The following is an 18,376-nucleotide window of genomic DNA, read 5'->3' as shown; positions in this document are numbered from 1 at the left end:
TTTTATGCAAAGCTACCACCAGCGCCGGGGGGATTTGTTACATTATTCAGTATAAATTGTATATAATTTTAAGGGAAGCCTCTTCACAAATATTTAAAAAAATAATAGATGCCTTCCTTACATTTATAGGAGCATAACGATTCCACTGTTACAGCAATAAAAATATCCACAATGATGAAAAAAACAGCGCTACTACTGGTAGCCAGCCTGATGAGTACATTTAGCTTTGCAACGGTCCGTTTGCCCAATATCTTTGGGAACAACATGGTTTTACAACGCGACAAACCCATCCCAATATGGGGCTGGGCAGATAAAAATGAAAAAATCACCATACAATTCCATCAGCAGATAAAAACCATAAGGGCAGATAAAAATGGACAATGGAAAACATCGCTGGACCCTGAAAAAGCGGGCGGCCCATACACCCTTACCGTTAAAGGCAGTAATATCATCACTTTACAAGAGATATTGATGGGAGATGTATGGATCTGTAGCGGACAATCCAATATGGAATTCCATGTAAACGGGGTTATCAACGCTGAAAAAGAAAAAGCACAATCTGCCAACCCAGCTATACGACATTTTTATTTGCCGAAAGATATCTCCAACATCCCCAAAACAGACGTTCTGAAAAGCGCCTGGATGGCAGCCAATCCGGAAACTACCGGCGATTTCACCGCAGTAGGCTATTTCTTTGCCAAAGCACTGAATGAACAACTACATGTGCCCATAGGACTCATACATACCTCCTGGGGAGGCACAATTGCGGAAACATGGATCAGCCGTGAAGGATTAGCCGGCAGCGAAACTTTTGGAGAACTGATTAAAAACACACCGGTATTGAACCTGGATTCTCTTGTTACTGCCAGCAGGAACCAACAGTTTAAAACAGTGCAATCCCTGCAAAATGGCTTGCCGGATAGCGCTATGGCCGCCAGCTGGTACACCGAAAATACGACAGACCAATCCTGGCCACAGCTGAAAGTACCCGGCGCCTGGGAACAGCAACAGCTACCAGACATCGATGGCATCGTATGGTTCCGCAAAAATATCCAACTCAGCGAAGCTGATGCCGGCAAAGCGGCCACCCTGTACCTAGGTCATATAGACGATAACGATATTACCTATGTGAATGGAACAAAGGTAGGCAGCACACACGCATACAATACTCCACGGGTATATCAAATTCCCGCAGGCGTGCTCAAAACAGGTAAAAATGTAATTGCGGTGAGCATAGAAGATACCGGCGGCAATGGCGGATTTTCTGGGCCGGAAGACCAATTGCAATTGCTGGTAAACAACCACCAGGTACCCCTGAGCGGTGATTGGGCTTTCCAGGTAGCAATTATTAAACCTACCGCTAATGTAGGCCCTAATAGCAGCTCCTCCCTGTTGTATAACGCGATGATACACCCTATCCTGCCATTGGCTATTAAAGGCGTGCTCTGGTACCAGGGAGAAAGCAACGCCAGCAGGGCTTATCAATACCGGCAAACATTCCCCTTGCTGATCAACGACTGGCGCAAACTGTGGCAGCAAGGCGATTTCCCTTTTTATTTTGTACAATTGGCCAGCTACAATGCCACCAATGGCAACAGTAAAAACGGGAGCAGCTGGGCTGAACTGAGAGAAGCGCAAACGCAAACTCTCCGTATACCCAATACCGGTATGGCCGTTATTACAGACATCGGTGAAACGAATGATATACACCCCAAAAACAAACAAGAGGTGGGGAAAAGGTTGGCAGCAATAGCATTGCACGATACCTATGGGCAAAACAACGTATATGCTGGCCCGGTATATCAATCGATGCAGGTAAACGGCAATAAGGTAACCATCCACTTCAGCAACATCGGCAGCGGCCTTGTTGTGCACGACAAATATGGTTATATCCGGGGCTTTGAAGTAGCTGGCGCTGATCAACAATTCCACTACGCCCAGGCGTATGTAGACGGAGATCAGGTAATCGTATTTTCAATGGCAGTGGATGCGCCAGTGGCCGTGCGCTATGGCTGGGCAGATGACAACATCGAAGATAACCTATTCAATAAAGAAGGATTTCCTGCAGGCCCTTTCCGCACAGATAGCTGGAAAGGGATTACAGAAAATATAAAATATAGTGTGCGGTAATTGTTTTTGTATGGAGGGCATATAACCGCCCTCCATACAATTTCCGTCATCTGCTCAAATTCATTAGAATAGTTTACAGTTAGTCCAACCGCCCCATCGCTTTCAAAATAAAATCCACTATCGGCGTAGGATCGGGAAAACTGTGGGGATGATGCCCAAAACCCGGTTTATGCATCACCGTGATATTACCATTCAACGCTTTTACTTTTTCTTCAAAAGGAAGGGTGTTTTCTACTGGCGGCAGGTCAATATCTGCATCTGCAAGTACATGCAACATAGGGTAGTTGCCTTTTACAATTTCCTTTACATGGTATAATGGACTGCCTTTAAAAGCCAGGGCCGCACTGTCGCCGGTAAACCCATAATCTCTTTTAAAAATTTCCCAATCACTTTTATCTGCCATATTCTTTTTGTATTCGCTACCAGGCCAGCTGGTTAGGTCCATTACCGGATTATCTGCATATACAACAGCGATTTTATCGGGATTTTGTATACCCCAATTATACAGATATACTGCACCACGGCTCATGCCTTCCATCACGGCTTTAGACGCCAGGCCCAATTTATGGAGCAGGGCGTAATAGTTATTCCAGGCAGCTATGGCTTCTTTATTACCAAACAATTCTACCACATCACAATACACAACATAAAACCCCCGCTCCAGTAGAGCGATATCAGTTTGGGGCTCAGTGCCCCAGAAACGTGCACGCCATATCCAGGGGTGACCAACAGTGGCAAATTTAGGCGCTACTACTTTACAGTTGCGGCCCTTGTAAGTAAAGTCGGCACAACGGTAGCCATAAAAAGAACTAATAACAGGATCTCCGGGTAACCGTGGAATGATACTATACCCAGTGTCTCTGGCCGGATGGATTACTTCATACAAGGCCTTAGCCATCCGCGTAGTGCCGTCTAGTTTAGGATGGATACCATCTGGCATAAGTGTTGGTTTACCGATAAACAGGGCGTTCATATTCACCAGTTCAAGGTTTTCGTCGTAAGCAACCTGTCTTACTTTAGGTAAAATCTGCATGGAGATCACCGGGTCCCAGATACCGCTAGTATCTTTTTCGAAAGAAACAATGGGCTGTAACAGGATAATACGGGGATGGGAAGGCAGCTCCCTGAAAGCGCTGATCATTTCCTTATAATCCTGTTCATATTGATCCAGGTGCACCCGGTTCACAAGTTTACTATCGTTGCCTCCCAGGTCGATGAGCACAATATCAGGGTTAGTAGCCAATGCTGCTTTATATTGCGGCGTTTCCCGGTAAGGATGGTCCCCACTTTTCAGTAAAGTGGTAGCGCTCACGCCATAGTTAACTACCTGATAGCCTGCTCCCAGCAGCTGCCCTAACTGAGCGGGATAAGATTGGGTTTCCGGATGTTCCAGTCCATATCCATAACAGATGCTGGCGCCCAGGCAAGCAATTTTTACGGGTTTACCCTGGTCTGCAAAAACGGGAATGGTGTAGATGAACGCTAATAGCAGCGTTAGGTACCTGAATGTCATATTTAAAAATTATGCGTGGAATAATGTGAACGTTAAATTAATACATCCATTTTATATTCCATACCCTGATAATTTAACTATTCCCAGGTACCTTCCATGGTGGCTCACCGATACAGGCTCCATACTTCCGTTACCACTGCAATGGATATATGGAATACCATCTTCATCTTTATAAAAAAAATACCCGTCAGGCAATATCGCCTGGCGGGCCAGCCCGGAAACATCTTCCTCCTGTTGATTAACGATGGTAAATACTTGTAGGCGCTGTAGGCATTCCTGGCTACCGGCAGCATAAGTATGTATCCTTGCTGCGTTAAAGCAACTCTGGAAATAATAAAGCTCTTGCTGGTAATGCACGGTACCTGCTGCCGTATTGGCCTCCTGCTGTAAGCGGCAATTAAACTGGAGAGGCGCATACTTCCTTTCCCGGGTGCGCCGGTGCACAATTTTATAAACGGCCTCCTTGCAACTCCAGAGCATCCATACCATTACGGCGGGCTGCGCTGCCTGGAAGATCAATGCCTGTTCATCGCGCAAAAAAAGTTTGTCCAGGAAACCGCGGCGATGGATGCGGCTCTCTCTTTCCGCCACCTGAAGGTCTACTATATCATTGCCGATCATTTTTCTTGTAACTTCGCTTCCACAATATCCATAGCTGCCTGTACATTCAACATGCGCTCCATTTCTTCGTTCTGTATAACGATATCATATTTTTCCTCAACGTCCAATACCACGTCTACCAGGTTAGCCGAATTAATTTTCAGGTCATTGATAAAATCGGTGGAAGCATTGATCTCTGCCAACGCCTCCTGATTTTTGGCGTATGGTTTTACGATTTCTCTTAATTGCGCTATAAATGTTACTTGATCCATGTTATCTTATTTATGATGGCAGGTATTTTTTTAATATCACACAGGCGTTCACATCTCCGAAACCGAAGCTTGCTTTAGCTGCTATATTGATGTCTTTATAAATTAGCTGTTGTGGAATGCGGGAGACGTCTACCAGGGCAGATATTTCCGGGTGAAGGTCTTCGCAGTTCACATTAGGAAATATAAACCCTTCTTTAAGCTGCAGTGCAGTAGCCACCAGCTCAATGCTGCCTGAAGCGCTAAGACAGTGGCCTATCATTGACTTTAAAGCATTGAGATAAGGGAAATCCATACCCCTGCGACCAAGGGCTATGCACCAATTTCTCACTTCCTCCGCGTCTTTCCCTGTAGCAGTAAGATGTCCATTGATCAGGTCAATATCCGCCCCTTGTATACCAGCATACCGCAAGGCATCCTCAATGCAACGTTGTACGGCGGCGGGGTTAGGTGCTGTCATAGTGCCACCATTGCGATGGCCGCCGGAATTAACATTTCCTCCCAGCACCTCTGCGTAGATGGTAGCTTTCCGTTGCAAGGCGCTGTGAAGCGACTCCACTAACAAAGCGCCGGCGCCGCTGCCAGGTACTATGCCGCTGGCAGAAGCGCTCATGGGTCGCGACCCTGCAGCCGGCAGGTTGTTGTATTTAAAGGTGCATACTTTCATGGCATCAAAACCGCCCCATACGTAGGGTCCTCCATCACTGGTACTGCCTGCCAGCATGCGTGTGGCATATCCCTGGCGGATACGGTCGTAAGCCAATAGCAAGCTCTCTGCACCAGTAGCGCAAGCAGAGGAATTAGTGGTGACCTGGTTACCCAGTCCTAACTTACCGCTTAAAAAAGCGCTGATGCCACTGGCCATAGTTTGTGGCACTACGGTGCTGCCTAAACGACGTACCTGCAGTTCATCTACTTTATAAATAGCCTCTCTGTACTTATCGACGCCGGAAGTTCCGGCGCCAAAAACGGTACCGCTATTCCAGTCGGGCGAATCTGCCTGAGGCAAGGGCAAGCCTGCATCTGCCCATGCTTGCATGCCAGCTATTACACCATACAATATACCAGAGCTATTCAGGTGCTTTAGCTCCAGCTCTTCAAAATATTGTTGTTGCAAGGCTTCCGGCACTTCTGGTTTTCCGGCTATCTGGCAAGAAAAATTCAGGGCTGCCAGCTGATCACTGTAACGGATACCGGATATACCTTTTTTGATAGCATCGCCGAAAGCGGGCACCCCTACGCCATTGGGAGCTACTACGCCTAAACCTGTTATCACGACCCTGTTATTCATGCGCATTATTTATGATCATACCGGCAATAATGCCTTCACAGGCCAGTTCACCTGCAGCATTGCGCAGCGCGACACGGCACTTTAGTTTACCAAACCTGAAATATATTTTCTCTGCCTGCACTTTTACCGTTTCTCCCGGCAGCACTGGCAAGTAAAAATCGATCTGTGTGGAGGTCATTGCTACAGCGGGTAACTGCTGGCCCAACTGTTCCCTTAACAAGTAAATACCGAGACAAGCCACGCCGGTTTGCGCCATTACTTCTGTAAGCAGTACACCGGGAGTAATAGGGCGCCCTTTAAAGTGCCCCTGGTAGCAAGGCATATCAGCTTTAAACGTGTAAATGCCGCTTACCTTTTCTTCATCTATCGACTCTAATTCATCTACAAACAGAAAAGGTGGGGCATAAGGCAAGTAATGGAGTACGGCTTCTTTTGTCATAGCCTAATGAATATGTGCTCCCCCATCTACCGGTATAATAGCGCCATTAATCCAGGCAGCCTCCTCTTTACAGAGCAGGTATACCACATTGGCCACATCTTCCGGGGTGGTGAGGCGTTGAAATGGATTTCTTTCCTGACTATAAGCCATCAACTGCTGATTACCGGGAATCCTTTGCAAAGACGCGGTATCGGTAACACCTGCACGAATACAGTTGGCCCGGATACCGTAGGGGGCAAACTCCAGCGCCATACTTCTTGTAATTGCTTCCAGTGCAGCTTTCGCAGCAGATACAGCTGCATAATGCGGCATCGCTTTATAACTGCCATCACTGGTAAAGGAAAGGATGCGGGCATCCGCTGCAAACAATTGCCGCTGCAATACCTCCGCCGACCAATCGTATAAGCTCACCGCCATATGCTGCAAGGTGGTATTAAGGTCGTCGCCCTGCAAAGCAGGCAAAGTTTTGAGGTTACCACGGGCAATGCTGTGCAGCAGGCAGCGTACTTTTCCCTGTTGCCCCATGGCATTTTGCAGCTGTTGCAATACTTCCGTGCGTTTTTCGCTGTTCATGACATCTATATTGAAAGACAGCAACTGCACACCCTGGATCGTAGCAAAAGCCTGTTGCACAGCTTCCAGTTCTACCCGGGTATTGCGGTGCACAATACAAAGATGCATGCCATGCGCCGCCAGTTTGCGGGCAGCAGCCAATCCCAGCCCGCTACTGCCGCCTAGCACCAAAGCCCAGTAAGCGTCAAACTCTTTTACCATTGTAACAAAATTCGCTGTGCAGAAAATCCTGGCCCAAAACTCAGCATCAGCCCTTTATCCCCCTTGGGCAACGATTGTTCCAGAAATCTTTCCAACACGTATAACACGGTGGCACTAGACATGTTCCCATACATACGCAATACTTCCTTAGTATCGTCCAGTTTCTTGCCCATATTCCGGAATAATTCTTCTACAAGGCTAATAATTTTTTTTCCACCGGGATGAAAGATCAAATGGTTGATGTCTGCAATAGTGAGGTGATGTTTCTCCAAAAAGGGGTGTACAATATCGCCAAAATGTGCTTCAATTTTTTCCGGCACTTCAATATCCAATACCATTTTAAGACCGGTATTAGAGAGTTGAAATCCCATCAGGTAATCAGCATCATAAAAATGGTACATCTCATCAGCAATAATTTCCGGGCCGGAATCATTTTCATAGGAAGATAAAATTACACAAGCCGCCCCATCCCCGAAGATGGCGGCGCTGACAATATTCGCCATAGAAAAATCATCCAGTTGAAAAGTAGCGGTAGGCGACTCTACGGCGATAACGGCGGCGCGCTTACCCGGGTTGGCCTGCAGCATACGCCTGGCGTAAATGATCCCCGATACACCGGCAGCACAGCCCATTTCTGTAACCGGCAATCTTACGATGTCTTGCCGGAGTTGCAGTTCATTGATCAGGTAAGCATCCAGGGAAGGAATCATGATACCCGTGCAACTTACCGTTATAATATAATCGATATCTGTACCCTGCAAGCCCACTTTTTGCAGCGCGCCTTGCAGGCAGGTACGGCCCAACGCAATGGCCTCGCGCATATAGATATTATTCTTTTCCTCGAAAGACGTTCTGGTGAACACCTCTTGGGGCCCCATAATTGCATAACGGTTATCTACGCCAGCGTTTTCGAAGATCTTTTTTACCTTACGGATAAAGCGTTCTTCCTGTCCGTTTAACCAAATATCTAAAAAAGGGAGTATCTCCGCTGTAGACCTGGTATAAGCAGGTAGGGCTTTCGCGACAGTCTGTATTTTAACGCTCATATAGTATTGATTATCCATTGATATCGGAAGGCCCATTTCCATTGTAAGGAATAAGCGCCAATATGTAGTTCTGCTGCCAGTTGATGTAACTCTTTTTTTCTGAATCCCCGGAGTATGGATATCTGTCCGTCGTTGCGCGCCATATGGTTCAGATTAAACACGACGCCAATGAGTTGGAACAGCCGGTAAGCCAAAGCGCTCCGCTGAAGGTCGTTAATGACAATCCCAATGCCTGCCTGACGGTGGAAAACAGTTACCAGCAGGCGGACCTCCTCTTCCTGAAAATGGTGTAAGGTGAGTGTACACAAAATAATATCAAAGTGTTGCTCCTGGAAATCGGGGTCCATTATATTCTGACAATAATACTGAATTTGTGGATATGCCCGGGACAATTCCCGCGCGTACGTCACCGTAGCCGGATTAGCATCTATACCCGTGAGACGAAAACGCCTGTGGCTACGCTTACCAACATCTGCCAACAACCGCAACATATCGCCATTACCGCAGCCTACATCGAGTATGGAAATCTCCCTTTCTAATGGAAGCGATTTTATAAGGGTATTCACACCATTCAACGTAATCCGGTTGCCGCCCAATAGCTTATTGATCTGTGCAATTTTATTGAGGGTAACTTTCAATTGTTCACCTTCCATATTAAAATCGTCCATAACTTCAGGCGCCAGGCTTCTTTGCCGGGTATCTATACGCATTCAGGTACTGCTTTTAAGGGTTTTCCATGGGTACGCCTGATAATGCCCGGCAACAGACCGGGAAACAGGATCAGTCCTTTCATCATGGTGGCCGAGAGTTTTTCATTACGGAATAACGCGGATAAAATGCGGCCGGTTCTCATACGTCCGCTGAACATTTTGTTCCAGGCCTTCACATAGCTTTGTTCCATAGCCGCGCGGTGTTGCAAACCATTATTAAAATATTCCAATACCCTTTCTGCGGCTATTTGTGCACTTTGTATAGCCATAGCCATACCATTACCGCAAAGGGGATGAATAAGCCCGGCGGTATCGCCAGTCATCAGCACATGGTTCCACACCTTTTCTTTTTCAGCAAATGAAATCTGGCTGATGGTTGCCGGCTTTACGAACAGGGCGCTGCTGCTTTCAAAAATCTCCTTCAGATGCTGGTTGCGGTATAGCACCTGCTCCTGGTGTGCAGTAATATCTTTATAGTGTTTAAAACTCTCAACACTTACAAGATAACAGATATTCAGGATGCCGTTCTCTACTTTGGATACGCCACAATATCCGCCATCAAAATTATGCAGGGCAACGGTATCTGCCGGGAAATCCCCCCTGTAGTGCCCTTTTACCGCCAACCAGGGCGATTGCTCCTGAATGAAGCCCCTGGAGAGCTTCAGATCGAGTGCCGCCCTTTTCCCATAAGCCCCTAATACTACCGGGGCCGAAAGTACGCCTTGCTCGCTGGTATCAATAAAAAAACGGTTGTTCTCAAAAAAGATATTCGTGACCGTATCGGTGATCAGGACTACCCCATTTTTTAATGCTTGCTGCATCAGGTATTCATCAAAAGCATAACGGCTGATACCAAAACCTCCCAGCGGTAACGCTGTTTCCAATGTTTTGCCACTATGCCCCGACACAATGAGGCGACTGATCCGGGCAGGCTGTAAAACAGCCGGATCTGCCCCCAACGATTGCAGGTAAGGCAATACTTCGTTGGAAACATACTCTCCGCACACCTTATGGGCGGGGTATTGATTTTTTTCTATTACGGTTACCTGTAACCCCGCTTTCGATAAATGAATAGCGCTGGTGAGCCCCGAAAGGCCTCCTCCGATAATAATGACATCTCTTGCGCCCATACCCCATATGGTTAAAAATAATAACAAGCTCCAGCCATCTGCCGGTAACTCTTTCTAAGATAACGAATTTATCCTTGTTAACAGCTGATAAATTTAAGTCTGCCTATTTTAGGCATTCTTCTTTTTCCATTTATACATCTATTTTAAAATCAACAAATTAAAAAACTTAACATCGACAATATTATTTAATTGTTAATTTTGTATGAAATTGTTAAAAATTTGTATCCATGACCGATTCCAAAAAGCCACACGGCAAACATCTTAAAAAGGAAGCTAGTTTAAAAGTAGCTGAATTACTGACCGCTGCCCTGGGTGACTTAAAAGAGAACCTGGGTGAGAAGAAATTCTTCCGGAATATTAAAAAGGCCAGCAAGGCTATGATTGCGGGACTTTCCGACAAGGAAACCAAACCCACCACCAATGGGAAGAAAGCTGCTGCAGGCGCTAAAGGCCACACTACTGTTGCCACTGCAAAAGCAGACAAAGTACATGCTGCTGCAAACGGCGCAGACCAACATCACGTGCAGAAAGCCGCCACAGACAAAAGCCCCGTAAAAAGAGGAACACATAAAAAAGATGAGGCTCATAAAAACGGCCTGAATGCTACCCGGCCTTCCAAAACTGCATCCTCTAAAACAGCCACTACTAAAAGCAGCCCCGCAAAAGCTCCTGCCAAAGCCCATTCCCGCAAGAAAGTCGCGGCTAAAAAAGCCATAGCTACCAAAGCCTAAGTCATCCCGTTTATAGATTCCCGTTATATTTACTGATTCGTCCTTACCTTGTTAAGCGCCGGTATGGCCAATTATGCCATATCATAAACAGATACGGGGTGTGCTGAAAGCAAATTAGCCGCCAGTACGCCCTGATTCTTTTATGCTATTTCCGGAACCAGGCCACTTTCCCAACCTTTACGGCTCCTCGCATACATATGGATGTCAAAAGCTTTACCATCCCACCACATCCACTGTTGCAGCAATCCTTCATGCAGGAAACCATTTTTCTCCAATACTTTTTGCGATGCCTGATTACCTGGCAGCACTTCGGCATCTACGCGTACCAAACCTAAATCATTGAACCCAAAATCCACGACAGCCGTTAGCGCCTCCGATATAAACCCTTTCCCCCAATACTCCTGCACCAACGCATATACCATTGTAGCCTTATGTTCTGGTATAATATTATTAAAGCCGATCATTCCGATCAGCTCCTGGCTCCCTTTTAATGCAATACCCCAGCGGATACCTTGCTTATCTTTAAACCGTTGCCTGAAAAGGTCTACCACCTTCCGCACTTCCGCTACTTCGCCCAATGGCACTACAGGAAAATAGGCAGTGACCCGCTTATCGGTCAACAAATAAAAAAGGTCTGGCTGGTGAGTATGTTTAATCTCTATCAATTGCAATCGTTGGGTAGGCAATACGGGGAATTTATCAGGTAAAAGCTTCATAAGCTATAAAAGGCTTTTATTAAACTAAATATAGCTTAAAAAGTGACATACCGTATATCCAAAATATTGCGGCGCCGGTTCAAAAAGCAGTACCTTAAAATAATATTTTCCACGACATGTTATTCAATACTCAACATCCGGCAGCCTTATTGCTGGCAGCATCCATTTTGATCAGCACTCTTTCTACCCACGGGCAAACGCAAACCTTCAATGAAAAGGGCATTTCCCGGGCTACGCTGGAATATTATCTTAACCATGCCGTTACCATGACGGAATTCCTGGCGGTAGACCCTTACGCTTCAGATGCCCCTTACCCTTATAAGGAAGATGATATACGGCTGATCCTGCATATAGGCGCCAAATTTATAGGCAGGGCCATCTACCGCTGGGGAAGCGAGTCTGTACTCAACAACAAAGACTACCTGGATAATGCCCGCCGCCTAGTGCAGGAAGTACAGCAACGCGACCCCGAAGTAGTTTTCCAGGCGGCCCTGTTCGAACAAATCAGTGAACAGGTAAATACGCTTCCTATTCCTGCCTGGACGTTCGAGGCGCTGGGGCTGCCACCAGCGGAGAGGCATTTCCGTTATAATGATATGTTGAACCTGAAAGGCAAGCTGATAGACCATTGGGGCAAAGGCAACAGTGTACCAGATATTACCCGTCAGGAAACGCAATTATGGTTTATGTTTCTCGCCGGCACCTATATGAACGTAGGATGCGAAGCCTTGCACCTCGGTCAGATCGCCCTTATTGGCATGGAAGACCCAGACCTCAGCCACTGGGCCATCTTCCTGGATAAAGTACGCGCCTACGCTACCACACATACCCGGCACCACTGGGTGTTACTGGACGCCCACACGCCTTCCGGCGGCATGGTAGCCAAAGGTAAAAGCCTGCTCGACTTCAACTCATTCCCGCTACGCATTAAATCAGTGCCGGCACATCCGCAACAGGGTGTACTGGAGGTAGGCTTCACCGACGCCCTTTTTGGCAGAAGCCAAGGTGCCGTGAGTCCTAGCGGCTGGCCAGCCATTGCGATGCCCTACCTGGTAGAACTGGATAATTTCGGGATCAGCCGGCACCCGGGCGTACCTGATACCACCACCATTTATCCCTGGGGTTATGATGAAATCAGTTGGTTTTACCAGCAACCGGAAGGTTACCGCAACAGTTGGTTACAATATGCGCATGAATGGATAGCTGCCCACGATAGCAACGGACATTTACAAATGCCCGTTACCCGGGTAGTAACGCTGGGATGGGATAAACCCCGGCTAAAATACCGGGCCAACACCCACTCAGAAAATTGCCCGGATGGGATGAACAATGAAGCCACCATCAAAGCTATATGGTCAATGGCTGATGCGGAGAAAAAGTAATACGGCCCATATTATTTTTTAGGTACCAACTTTAGTACTTCGGTACCTGTTATAAGCGTATTATCACTGCTCCTACCAGCACTTATATATATTTTTAATATCAGCGTATCTCCATTCCATAAAGCTTTCGCAGGCATAGCCTGTGTAGATATACCACTGTTATCCGGCAACTGTACAAAACTATTTTCCATAGCAATGGAATCTGCAGTAAGTTTATGATAAGTTGCAGCGCCATCGTAAGGCGGCATTGCGCCAGCGATGGGCAAGATACTTTCCTGGAACAAGGAACCATTGGAATTATACAAACTCATTCTGGATATCCCGTTCATGGTGTAGGTTAATGCTTTAAAAGAAATGTTTTTACTATCGATGGTAAAAACACCACCATTATTAGTAGTTGTGTATACGGAAGAAGAAACCAATTTCATTCCTATCTGCTCACTGCTGGTACTGCTGTTCACAACCACGCCAACGAACGTCCAAACGCCTTCCATACTATGGGCATTGCCACCGCCAGCGCTACTATCGGAAACCGGGGAAGGAATTCCAGGCCGGATAGCTCCAGGGTCGGGTGCAGACATTTCCAACAATTTGCTACAGGAAACAAGAGATAAGGATAAGGTGGTTAACAATAAAAGGGATACAACCATTTTCATATTCATAGATTTAGGGATGAAAAACACGCTGCAAGTTAACATCTATCTATGAATAAATATAGCCGTTTAAGTTAAGTTAATTAATTCAGGAGGCGTATATATTGGTACGCATCTCTTCAAAAAATGGTGTTCTTCTTTCTTCTACACATTTTACAGCATACAAGTACAGGGCAGCGCTCCAGGTTTGCCATTCCTGCCCCTTTGCAGAACCATCCTGGGCTTTCAACCATTCGTTAAAGCCATAATCTACCTTACCAGTATTAGAAATTTTAATAATGCGGGTTAACTCAACAAGCTTTTCTTCTGCCAGTTTATATTTCTTAGCTGCCACCAGGGCTGCCACATAGAAGCCACAAACAAAAGGCCAGATCCCTCCGTTGTGGTAGTCGCCCGGATTATTATAAATAGCATACCGTTCGTGCCAATCGTTATCCCCCGGGTTCGTATAGGGGAAGAAGTTAGGTGGCAGATTTACCGCCAGCAAGCCTTTTTTTCTAAGTGCCTGGCATTCTTCTTCTATCCAGGCCACCATTTCTGCTGCCCTTGAAGGCGAGGCCAGTCCCGACAGGATGGCCAGGCTATTGCCCAGGAGGTCAAAGCGCTCACTACACATCACTTTATAAGACCACATGGCATAATAGGGCTTATATTTTACTTTGAGTCCTTCATGCACATGGTGGTGTTGTACTCCTCCAGTAATAGTAAAGCGGCACATATCCTCTTTTAAGAGGTCGGCCCGTTCATGCTGCCCGAGCACGCGCAAATAACTATACACCAATGTATTCACAAAAAGGCCATAGCCCAATACCCATTGTTCATCCCGCCAGTCGCTTGTAGGCTGTTGGGCTACCAGGTAGCGGCCGGACGGGCTTTGGTACTCCATCCACAGCAACGACTTATTGACCGCCTTTTGAAGAAATTGATGATTACCTGTCAATTGCCGGTACATTCCTGTGACGAGCAAGAACAAAGGCGTACTATCACTGGAACCCAGGTCTTCCTTATCATGTACCAATGAAGAGATATGTCCGTGTGGAGTTTGATTTTTGGCCAGCGTTGACAACACTTTTTTAATACTGCGGAGCAATACCTCATTTCCCGTTACTGCCACGCCAAAAAAAGACAATAACAGGTCCCTTGTGTAAGGTTCCGGGTATCCCCAACCGGCAGTACGGGGAAGACCTTGAAAAGGCCCCTTAACATTATGCAGCAATACGCGTAAAGCTGCTGCTTTCGCTTCAGTGATGGTTAACCAGGTGGAAGTGTCCATGTTTAATGAAGATTTAATTTTTCATTCACCAACTGTACAAACTGCCGGGCCACTGCGCGGTAATCAAACTTTTCGGTTACCCGCAGCCGGGCAGCTTTGCCCAGTTTCTCCCGATATGCTTCGTCGTTCATTAATTTTAACAGATATTCCCTGATATCGTTTACATCAGCGCGATAGTCGACCGTCCGGGGTGTTTCAAATATAACTTTATGGTTATCGGCATAACCGGATTCGCGACCCAGCGTAACCTCTCCTATCACGATCTTTTCTGCCACTCCGGCCAGCAATGCTGTTTCTTCATGTACCAGGGTGTCGAGCATGCCCATCGCGTTAATGCCTACCACCGCCTTTTCGCAAGCACCGGCTTCCACCTGTGGCATACCGAAACCTTCCAGGCGGGAAGGCCCCAGGTAAATATCGCAAGCATTGATAAGATAGGGCATATAATTTCTTGACACAATACTGGTTACATAATGTACTCTGTCTTGTATACCCAACTGTTCTGCCAGCTCCTGATCGGCCGCATTCTGGATCTGCGTACGGGTTTGGGGCCATACTTTACAGATATATTTCCATTTGGGCACCTTACCTTCCAATTGCGCCAGCGCCTGCATCACTTCCCTGGCGCCTTTAGAACAGGCATCGCCGCCCACGGTCAGTAACATCAATTCATCCGGCGCTATTCCCAACGAATCACGCACGGCTTTTACCTGCGGATGATCTTTGGAGAGGGGGGTAAAACTACCGGTATTACATCCTACAGGCAATACTACAATGTTATCACCCTTAATACCATCCCTTACATACATCTCCTTTACCCAATTGGAAGTAACAAGTATGAGCGGCAACTTATTCAATACCTCCTGGTAATTGGCAATGTATCCATTGGCTACCAACCATGGTACTGGCTGTACCCCGTATTTTTGCGGATGAAGCACCAACTGGGGCGTATACCCCCAGTAGCCCACTCCTACCACAATATCCGGCTGAAAATGCCGGTAGTACCATTCCTTTTCCAATGGAGAATCATAATGCGCAGAATATACTTCCACGCCTACAGACCTTAAGCCCTGACATAATAAATCTCCTTGCGTGGCCAGGCCTCCAGGTGCCGGCGGGTAATCATACAACAATAATACTTTCATATTTCAGGTAATAAACTGTTTAGCCATTGAAGGGCCTCTGCTGCGTCAGTAAAACGCCAGAACGACTCCGCTATTGGTGTAGTAGCTGCTTCCCAGCTGTCTTCCTTAAATCCATATGTATTAGTCATTAAAGCATACTTGCGTTCCCATATTTCCTTATTGAGCACATGATAAATAGTTGCCTCCGGCACAGCTTCCGGATAATAAGCCTTGCCACCATCTTCATAAGCAAATACCCACAGTTCGGCCGCCTTTATCCTTCCTTGTTGCCATAAGTGTATCACGGCCCGGCTCGTTTCCTCATGACGACGATGCCGGGTATATTCCCCTTGAGGATGGTGCGTAATAATGAGGTCGTAATGCTGGGCCGGCAGCAACGATAACACTTCATGCTCTACCGTTGAGTCAGGTAAAGGGGCCTGCTCCGGACCATCATCCATATTACCCATCACCCCTTCTGCGTTTAACGCCTGTAAAACTTTGAAGAACTTGGGGGCACGGTCGGAATCTTTGCCTCTACAAAGGCTTACAATGGTCCATTCCCAGGCAGAATGATACAAAATAGTACCGCCGGCCCATAACATTTCATCGTCAGGATGTGCAACAATTACGGCTACTGATTTTTCTTTCTTTGCTAAAGGGTTTTCTGCGCTCATGGTTACTATATTTAATGGGCAGGTTAAAACAAGGTTCTTAAAGTTAAGGAAACTTATGGAGGCTAACAAAGTAATCTATTTTCTGTTGGGGCTATATTGATATTGAAGTCTTTGGTAGTATTACATAAAGTGTGTCACAGTGATTAAGGATTAAGTTTCAAATGTTCACCTCAGCATAATAACCTGATTCTCGTCTGATAATTTTTTCATTCTTTAGGTTTTTTGTGTAACCCTATTTTAGGACAAGACACTTGCTGATAAAGTAGATATTTCATACGTCCAGATAGGACGCTATGAGACTAAAGGTGCGCAACCTCCCGCGGAAGTAATAAGGAAGATTGCCGAGGCGCTGGATACCTCTGTGGATTATTTAATTTTCGGTAGCTCTACTGACAAAGCCAGCGCTGCACTCCATGATGCAGAAGTAATCAGATATTTTAAAGAGATTGAGACGCTACCAGGGGAAGATAAAGCGGCATTACTGCGGGTTATCGCTGCCTTTATCAGGGATGTTAAAACTAAACAAACATATACCCATTAAATATTTCTCATTTTAATAAGTGAAAGGCCCAGCTAACACTGGGCCTTTCACTTATTAAAATGAGAAATATTTAATCTATTCCTAAATTAATTAGATAGTTTTCCGCTTCTTCATTTGAAGAAAATGTTATATCGCTAATAGTACTAAGATCTATATGATTAATATAATCTTTAATTAAGGAGACCCCTATTAAGGTATCCTCTATTTGCAAAACTAGCATATCCATCTCATTAATATATACATCAAGCATTACACAGCCAGAATCAAAATTCTGTACATGTACTTTTTTCTCTTTAAATAGAGATTCAACAAAGGATGTAAATTCTATTTTATTAACCATTCAAATATTTTTATTTTGGAGGTGTTCCTGGCTTATCTAAAAAGGTTTTGGTCCCATCCTTACTTTGTATTTTAAATCCTCCATCTTTCTCCAAAATGATTCTATTCCCTTTTGTATTCGCAATCATGGTACCATCCTCCTGAGTTATAACATACTTTTTGTCTAAGATACCATACATTCTTCCATCATCTCTATTAGGAATCCCTGGAGCTTTGGGCACACCACTATAAGCATCTTCTACTTTATCTAAAGTTGAATTTATTAATTTAAGTGCTTCTTCCTGATTTTTTGCTGCTGATGCAGATTTCAATCTATTTATGAAAATACCTAAACGCTCTGATTTACTTAATATCACCGAAGTTGATTTAAGCATATTCCCAGCTTCGTTCATGGCTTTTCCAGCACCCCAAACTACAGCAAGTTCAATTGCATCCTGCTTTGCCTTTGCTTCATTTTCTTCCTTAACAATTGGATCTTTTGCATTACCTGCAATATGCATACTGGAATATAAATCAGCAACTGTTGCAACCGTTAATACTGTTCCTACTGTCCTCATAACAGGAAAACCTGCAGAACCATCAGCTATAACAGCTCCAGCAGCTGCAAACGGCGCAGCTGCTTCTAATGCCCAATTCCTTTTAACACCTCCTTCAGCTGCACCCGCCGATGGCATATAAGCACCTGGTGGAAGCGGATGTCGGATAGCATCTGACGGTGCCATCCAAACACCCCTGACTGGATCCCAATGCCCTGCCTCTGCTCCATCGATATCAACTGCGTCAATAGGTCTATTACTTGCAAACTGATAGGGCGTTAATTCAGGATACTCCGGGGATAACGGATCCACACTTAAGAACTTCCCTATCCGCGGGTCATACACCCTCATCCCATAATCCTGCTGATTCCCTTCACCTTTCACCTCATTATCATTCTCCTTCCCATTAAACCCATACCTATACCTACCTGGCACACTATTATAAACACTACTATCAATTGGCGTCACATACCCATTCAACGTAAAATTATCTATCCGGAAG

19 protein-coding genes and 1 pseudogene are annotated in these 18,376 nt (G+C 45.8%); 4 read left to right on the top strand and 16 right to left on the bottom strand.

Translation table 11 applies throughout. The features are described from left to right. Window positions 1-171 precede the first annotated feature (171 nt). Window positions 172-2,130, top strand: a complete 1,959-nt coding sequence (locus ACDQ55_RS20555) for a sialate O-acetylesterase (RefSeq protein WP_420983523.1) — start codon at window positions 172-174, stop codon at window positions 2,128-2,130. A gap of 79 nt (window positions 2,131-2,209) precedes the next feature. Here the strand turns inward: ACDQ55_RS20555 and ACDQ55_RS20550 are convergent, their stop codons facing one another. From ACDQ55_RS20550 to ACDQ55_RS20510, 9 genes are read right to left on the bottom strand one after another with little or no spacing between them, the layout of a single operon-like run. Further along, complete coding sequence (locus ACDQ55_RS20550) at window positions 2,210-3,643, bottom strand: GDSL-type esterase/lipase family protein (protein WP_420983522.1); 1,434 nt, start codon at window positions 3,641-3,643, stop codon at window positions 2,210-2,212. 51 nt (window positions 3,644-3,694) lie between these two features. Then, complete coding sequence (locus tag ACDQ55_RS20545) at window positions 3,695-4,264, bottom strand: 4'-phosphopantetheinyl transferase superfamily protein (protein ID WP_420983521.1); 570 nt, start codon at window positions 4,262-4,264, stop codon at window positions 3,695-3,697. Next, window positions 4,261-4,515, bottom strand: a complete 255-nt coding sequence (locus tag ACDQ55_RS20540) for an acyl carrier protein (RefSeq protein ID WP_420983520.1) — start codon at window positions 4,513-4,515, stop codon at window positions 4,261-4,263. The genes ACDQ55_RS20545 and ACDQ55_RS20540 overlap by 4 nt, the downstream gene beginning before the upstream one ends. A gap of 10 nt (window positions 4,516-4,525) precedes the next feature. Next, window positions 4,526-5,803: a beta-ketoacyl-[acyl-carrier-protein] synthase family protein gene (locus ACDQ55_RS20535; RefSeq protein WP_420983519.1), complete on the bottom strand. Its 1,278-nt coding sequence runs from the start codon at window positions 5,801-5,803 to the stop codon at window positions 4,526-4,528. Next, the gene (locus ACDQ55_RS20530) at window positions 5,796-6,242 is read right to left on the bottom strand and encodes a 3-hydroxyacyl-ACP dehydratase FabZ family protein (protein WP_420983518.1); all 447 of its coding nucleotides are present in this window, start codon (window positions 6,240-6,242) and stop codon (window positions 5,796-5,798) included. The genes ACDQ55_RS20535 and ACDQ55_RS20530 overlap by 8 nt, the downstream gene beginning before the upstream one ends. A 3-nt stretch (window positions 6,243-6,245) precedes the next feature. Further along, window positions 6,246-7,016, bottom strand: coding sequence for an SDR family oxidoreductase (locus ACDQ55_RS20525; RefSeq protein ID WP_420983517.1), 771 nt, complete (start codon window positions 7,014-7,016; stop codon window positions 6,246-6,248). Then, on the bottom strand, window positions 7,010-8,062 hold the full coding sequence (locus ACDQ55_RS20520; protein WP_420983516.1) for a type III polyketide synthase: 1,053 nt from the start codon (window positions 8,060-8,062) through the stop codon (window positions 7,010-7,012). The genes ACDQ55_RS20525 and ACDQ55_RS20520 overlap by 7 nt, the downstream gene beginning before the upstream one ends. Then, window positions 8,059-8,772: a methyltransferase domain-containing protein gene (locus tag ACDQ55_RS20515; RefSeq protein WP_420983515.1), complete on the bottom strand. Its 714-nt coding sequence runs from the start codon at window positions 8,770-8,772 to the stop codon at window positions 8,059-8,061. The genes ACDQ55_RS20520 and ACDQ55_RS20515 overlap by 4 nt, the downstream gene beginning before the upstream one ends. Beyond that, the gene (locus ACDQ55_RS20510; RefSeq protein ID WP_420983514.1) at window positions 8,763-9,902 is read right to left on the bottom strand and encodes an NAD(P)/FAD-dependent oxidoreductase; all 1,140 of its coding nucleotides are present in this window, start codon (window positions 9,900-9,902) and stop codon (window positions 8,763-8,765) included. The genes ACDQ55_RS20515 and ACDQ55_RS20510 overlap by 10 nt, the downstream gene beginning before the upstream one ends. A gap of 227 nt (window positions 9,903-10,129) precedes the next feature. On the opposite strand from ACDQ55_RS20510, the gene ACDQ55_RS20505 reads away from it, so the two are divergent. Next, window positions 10,130-10,633 (top strand): hypothetical protein, encoded by a 504-nt coding sequence (locus tag ACDQ55_RS20505; RefSeq protein WP_420983513.1) that lies wholly within the window; start codon window positions 10,130-10,132, stop codon window positions 10,631-10,633. Between the two features lie 140 nt (window positions 10,634-10,773). Here ACDQ55_RS20505 and ACDQ55_RS20500 read toward each other — a convergent pair whose 3' ends face one another. After that, window positions 10,774-11,349, bottom strand: a complete 576-nt coding sequence (locus ACDQ55_RS20500; RefSeq protein ID WP_420983512.1) for a GNAT family N-acetyltransferase — start codon at window positions 11,347-11,349, stop codon at window positions 10,774-10,776. 116 nt (window positions 11,350-11,465) lie between these two features. Here ACDQ55_RS20500 and ACDQ55_RS20495 point away from each other — a divergent pair, with 116 nt between their 5' ends. Continuing rightward, window positions 11,466-12,731, top strand: a complete 1,266-nt coding sequence (locus tag ACDQ55_RS20495) for a hypothetical protein (RefSeq protein ID WP_420983511.1) — start codon at window positions 11,466-11,468, stop codon at window positions 12,729-12,731. A gap of 11 nt (window positions 12,732-12,742) precedes the next feature. On the opposite strand, the gene ACDQ55_RS20490 is transcribed toward ACDQ55_RS20495, so the two are convergent. From ACDQ55_RS20490 to ACDQ55_RS20475, 4 genes are all read right to left on the bottom strand, one after another. Further along, entirely contained in the window at window positions 12,743-13,387 is a 645-nt protein-coding gene (locus ACDQ55_RS20490; protein ID WP_420983510.1) for a hypothetical protein, read from the bottom strand. Window positions 13,388-13,472: 85 nt separating this feature from the next. Then, window positions 13,473-14,657, bottom strand: a complete 1,185-nt coding sequence (locus ACDQ55_RS20485; RefSeq protein ID WP_420983509.1) for a glycoside hydrolase 100 family protein — start codon at window positions 14,655-14,657, stop codon at window positions 13,473-13,475. A gap of 2 nt (window positions 14,658-14,659) precedes the next feature. Beyond that, window positions 14,660-15,802, bottom strand: a complete 1,143-nt coding sequence (locus ACDQ55_RS20480; protein ID WP_420983508.1) for a glycosyltransferase family 4 protein — start codon at window positions 15,800-15,802, stop codon at window positions 14,660-14,662. After that, window positions 15,799-16,458, bottom strand: a complete 660-nt coding sequence (locus tag ACDQ55_RS20475; RefSeq protein ID WP_420983507.1) for a PIG-L family deacetylase — start codon at window positions 16,456-16,458, stop codon at window positions 15,799-15,801. Before ACDQ55_RS20475 ends, ACDQ55_RS20480 begins: the two co-directional genes overlap by 4 nt. 259 nt (window positions 16,459-16,717) lie before the next feature. Here ACDQ55_RS20475 and ACDQ55_RS20470 point away from each other — a divergent pair. Further along, window positions 16,718-16,999: pseudogene (locus ACDQ55_RS20470) on the top strand (helix-turn-helix domain-containing protein); the annotation flags it as partial. A gap of 70 nt (window positions 17,000-17,069) precedes the next feature. Here ACDQ55_RS20470 and ACDQ55_RS20465 read toward each other — a convergent pair. Then, window positions 17,070-17,339 (bottom strand): hypothetical protein, encoded by a 270-nt coding sequence (locus tag ACDQ55_RS20465; RefSeq protein WP_420983506.1) that lies wholly within the window; start codon window positions 17,337-17,339, stop codon window positions 17,070-17,072. A gap of 10 nt (window positions 17,340-17,349) precedes the next feature. Then, window positions 17,350-18,376: RHS repeat domain-containing protein (locus tag ACDQ55_RS20460; RefSeq protein ID WP_420983505.1), on the bottom strand; the 1,027-nt coding region annotated here is incomplete at its 5' end.

This window comes from Chitinophaga sp. 30R24 (assembly GCF_049056765.1).
Taxonomy (GTDB): Bacteria; Bacteroidota; Bacteroidia; order Chitinophagales; family Chitinophagaceae; genus Chitinophaga.
Note: the sequence above shows the minus strand (reverse complement) of the source record. Positions and strands in the feature narration are given on the sequence as shown.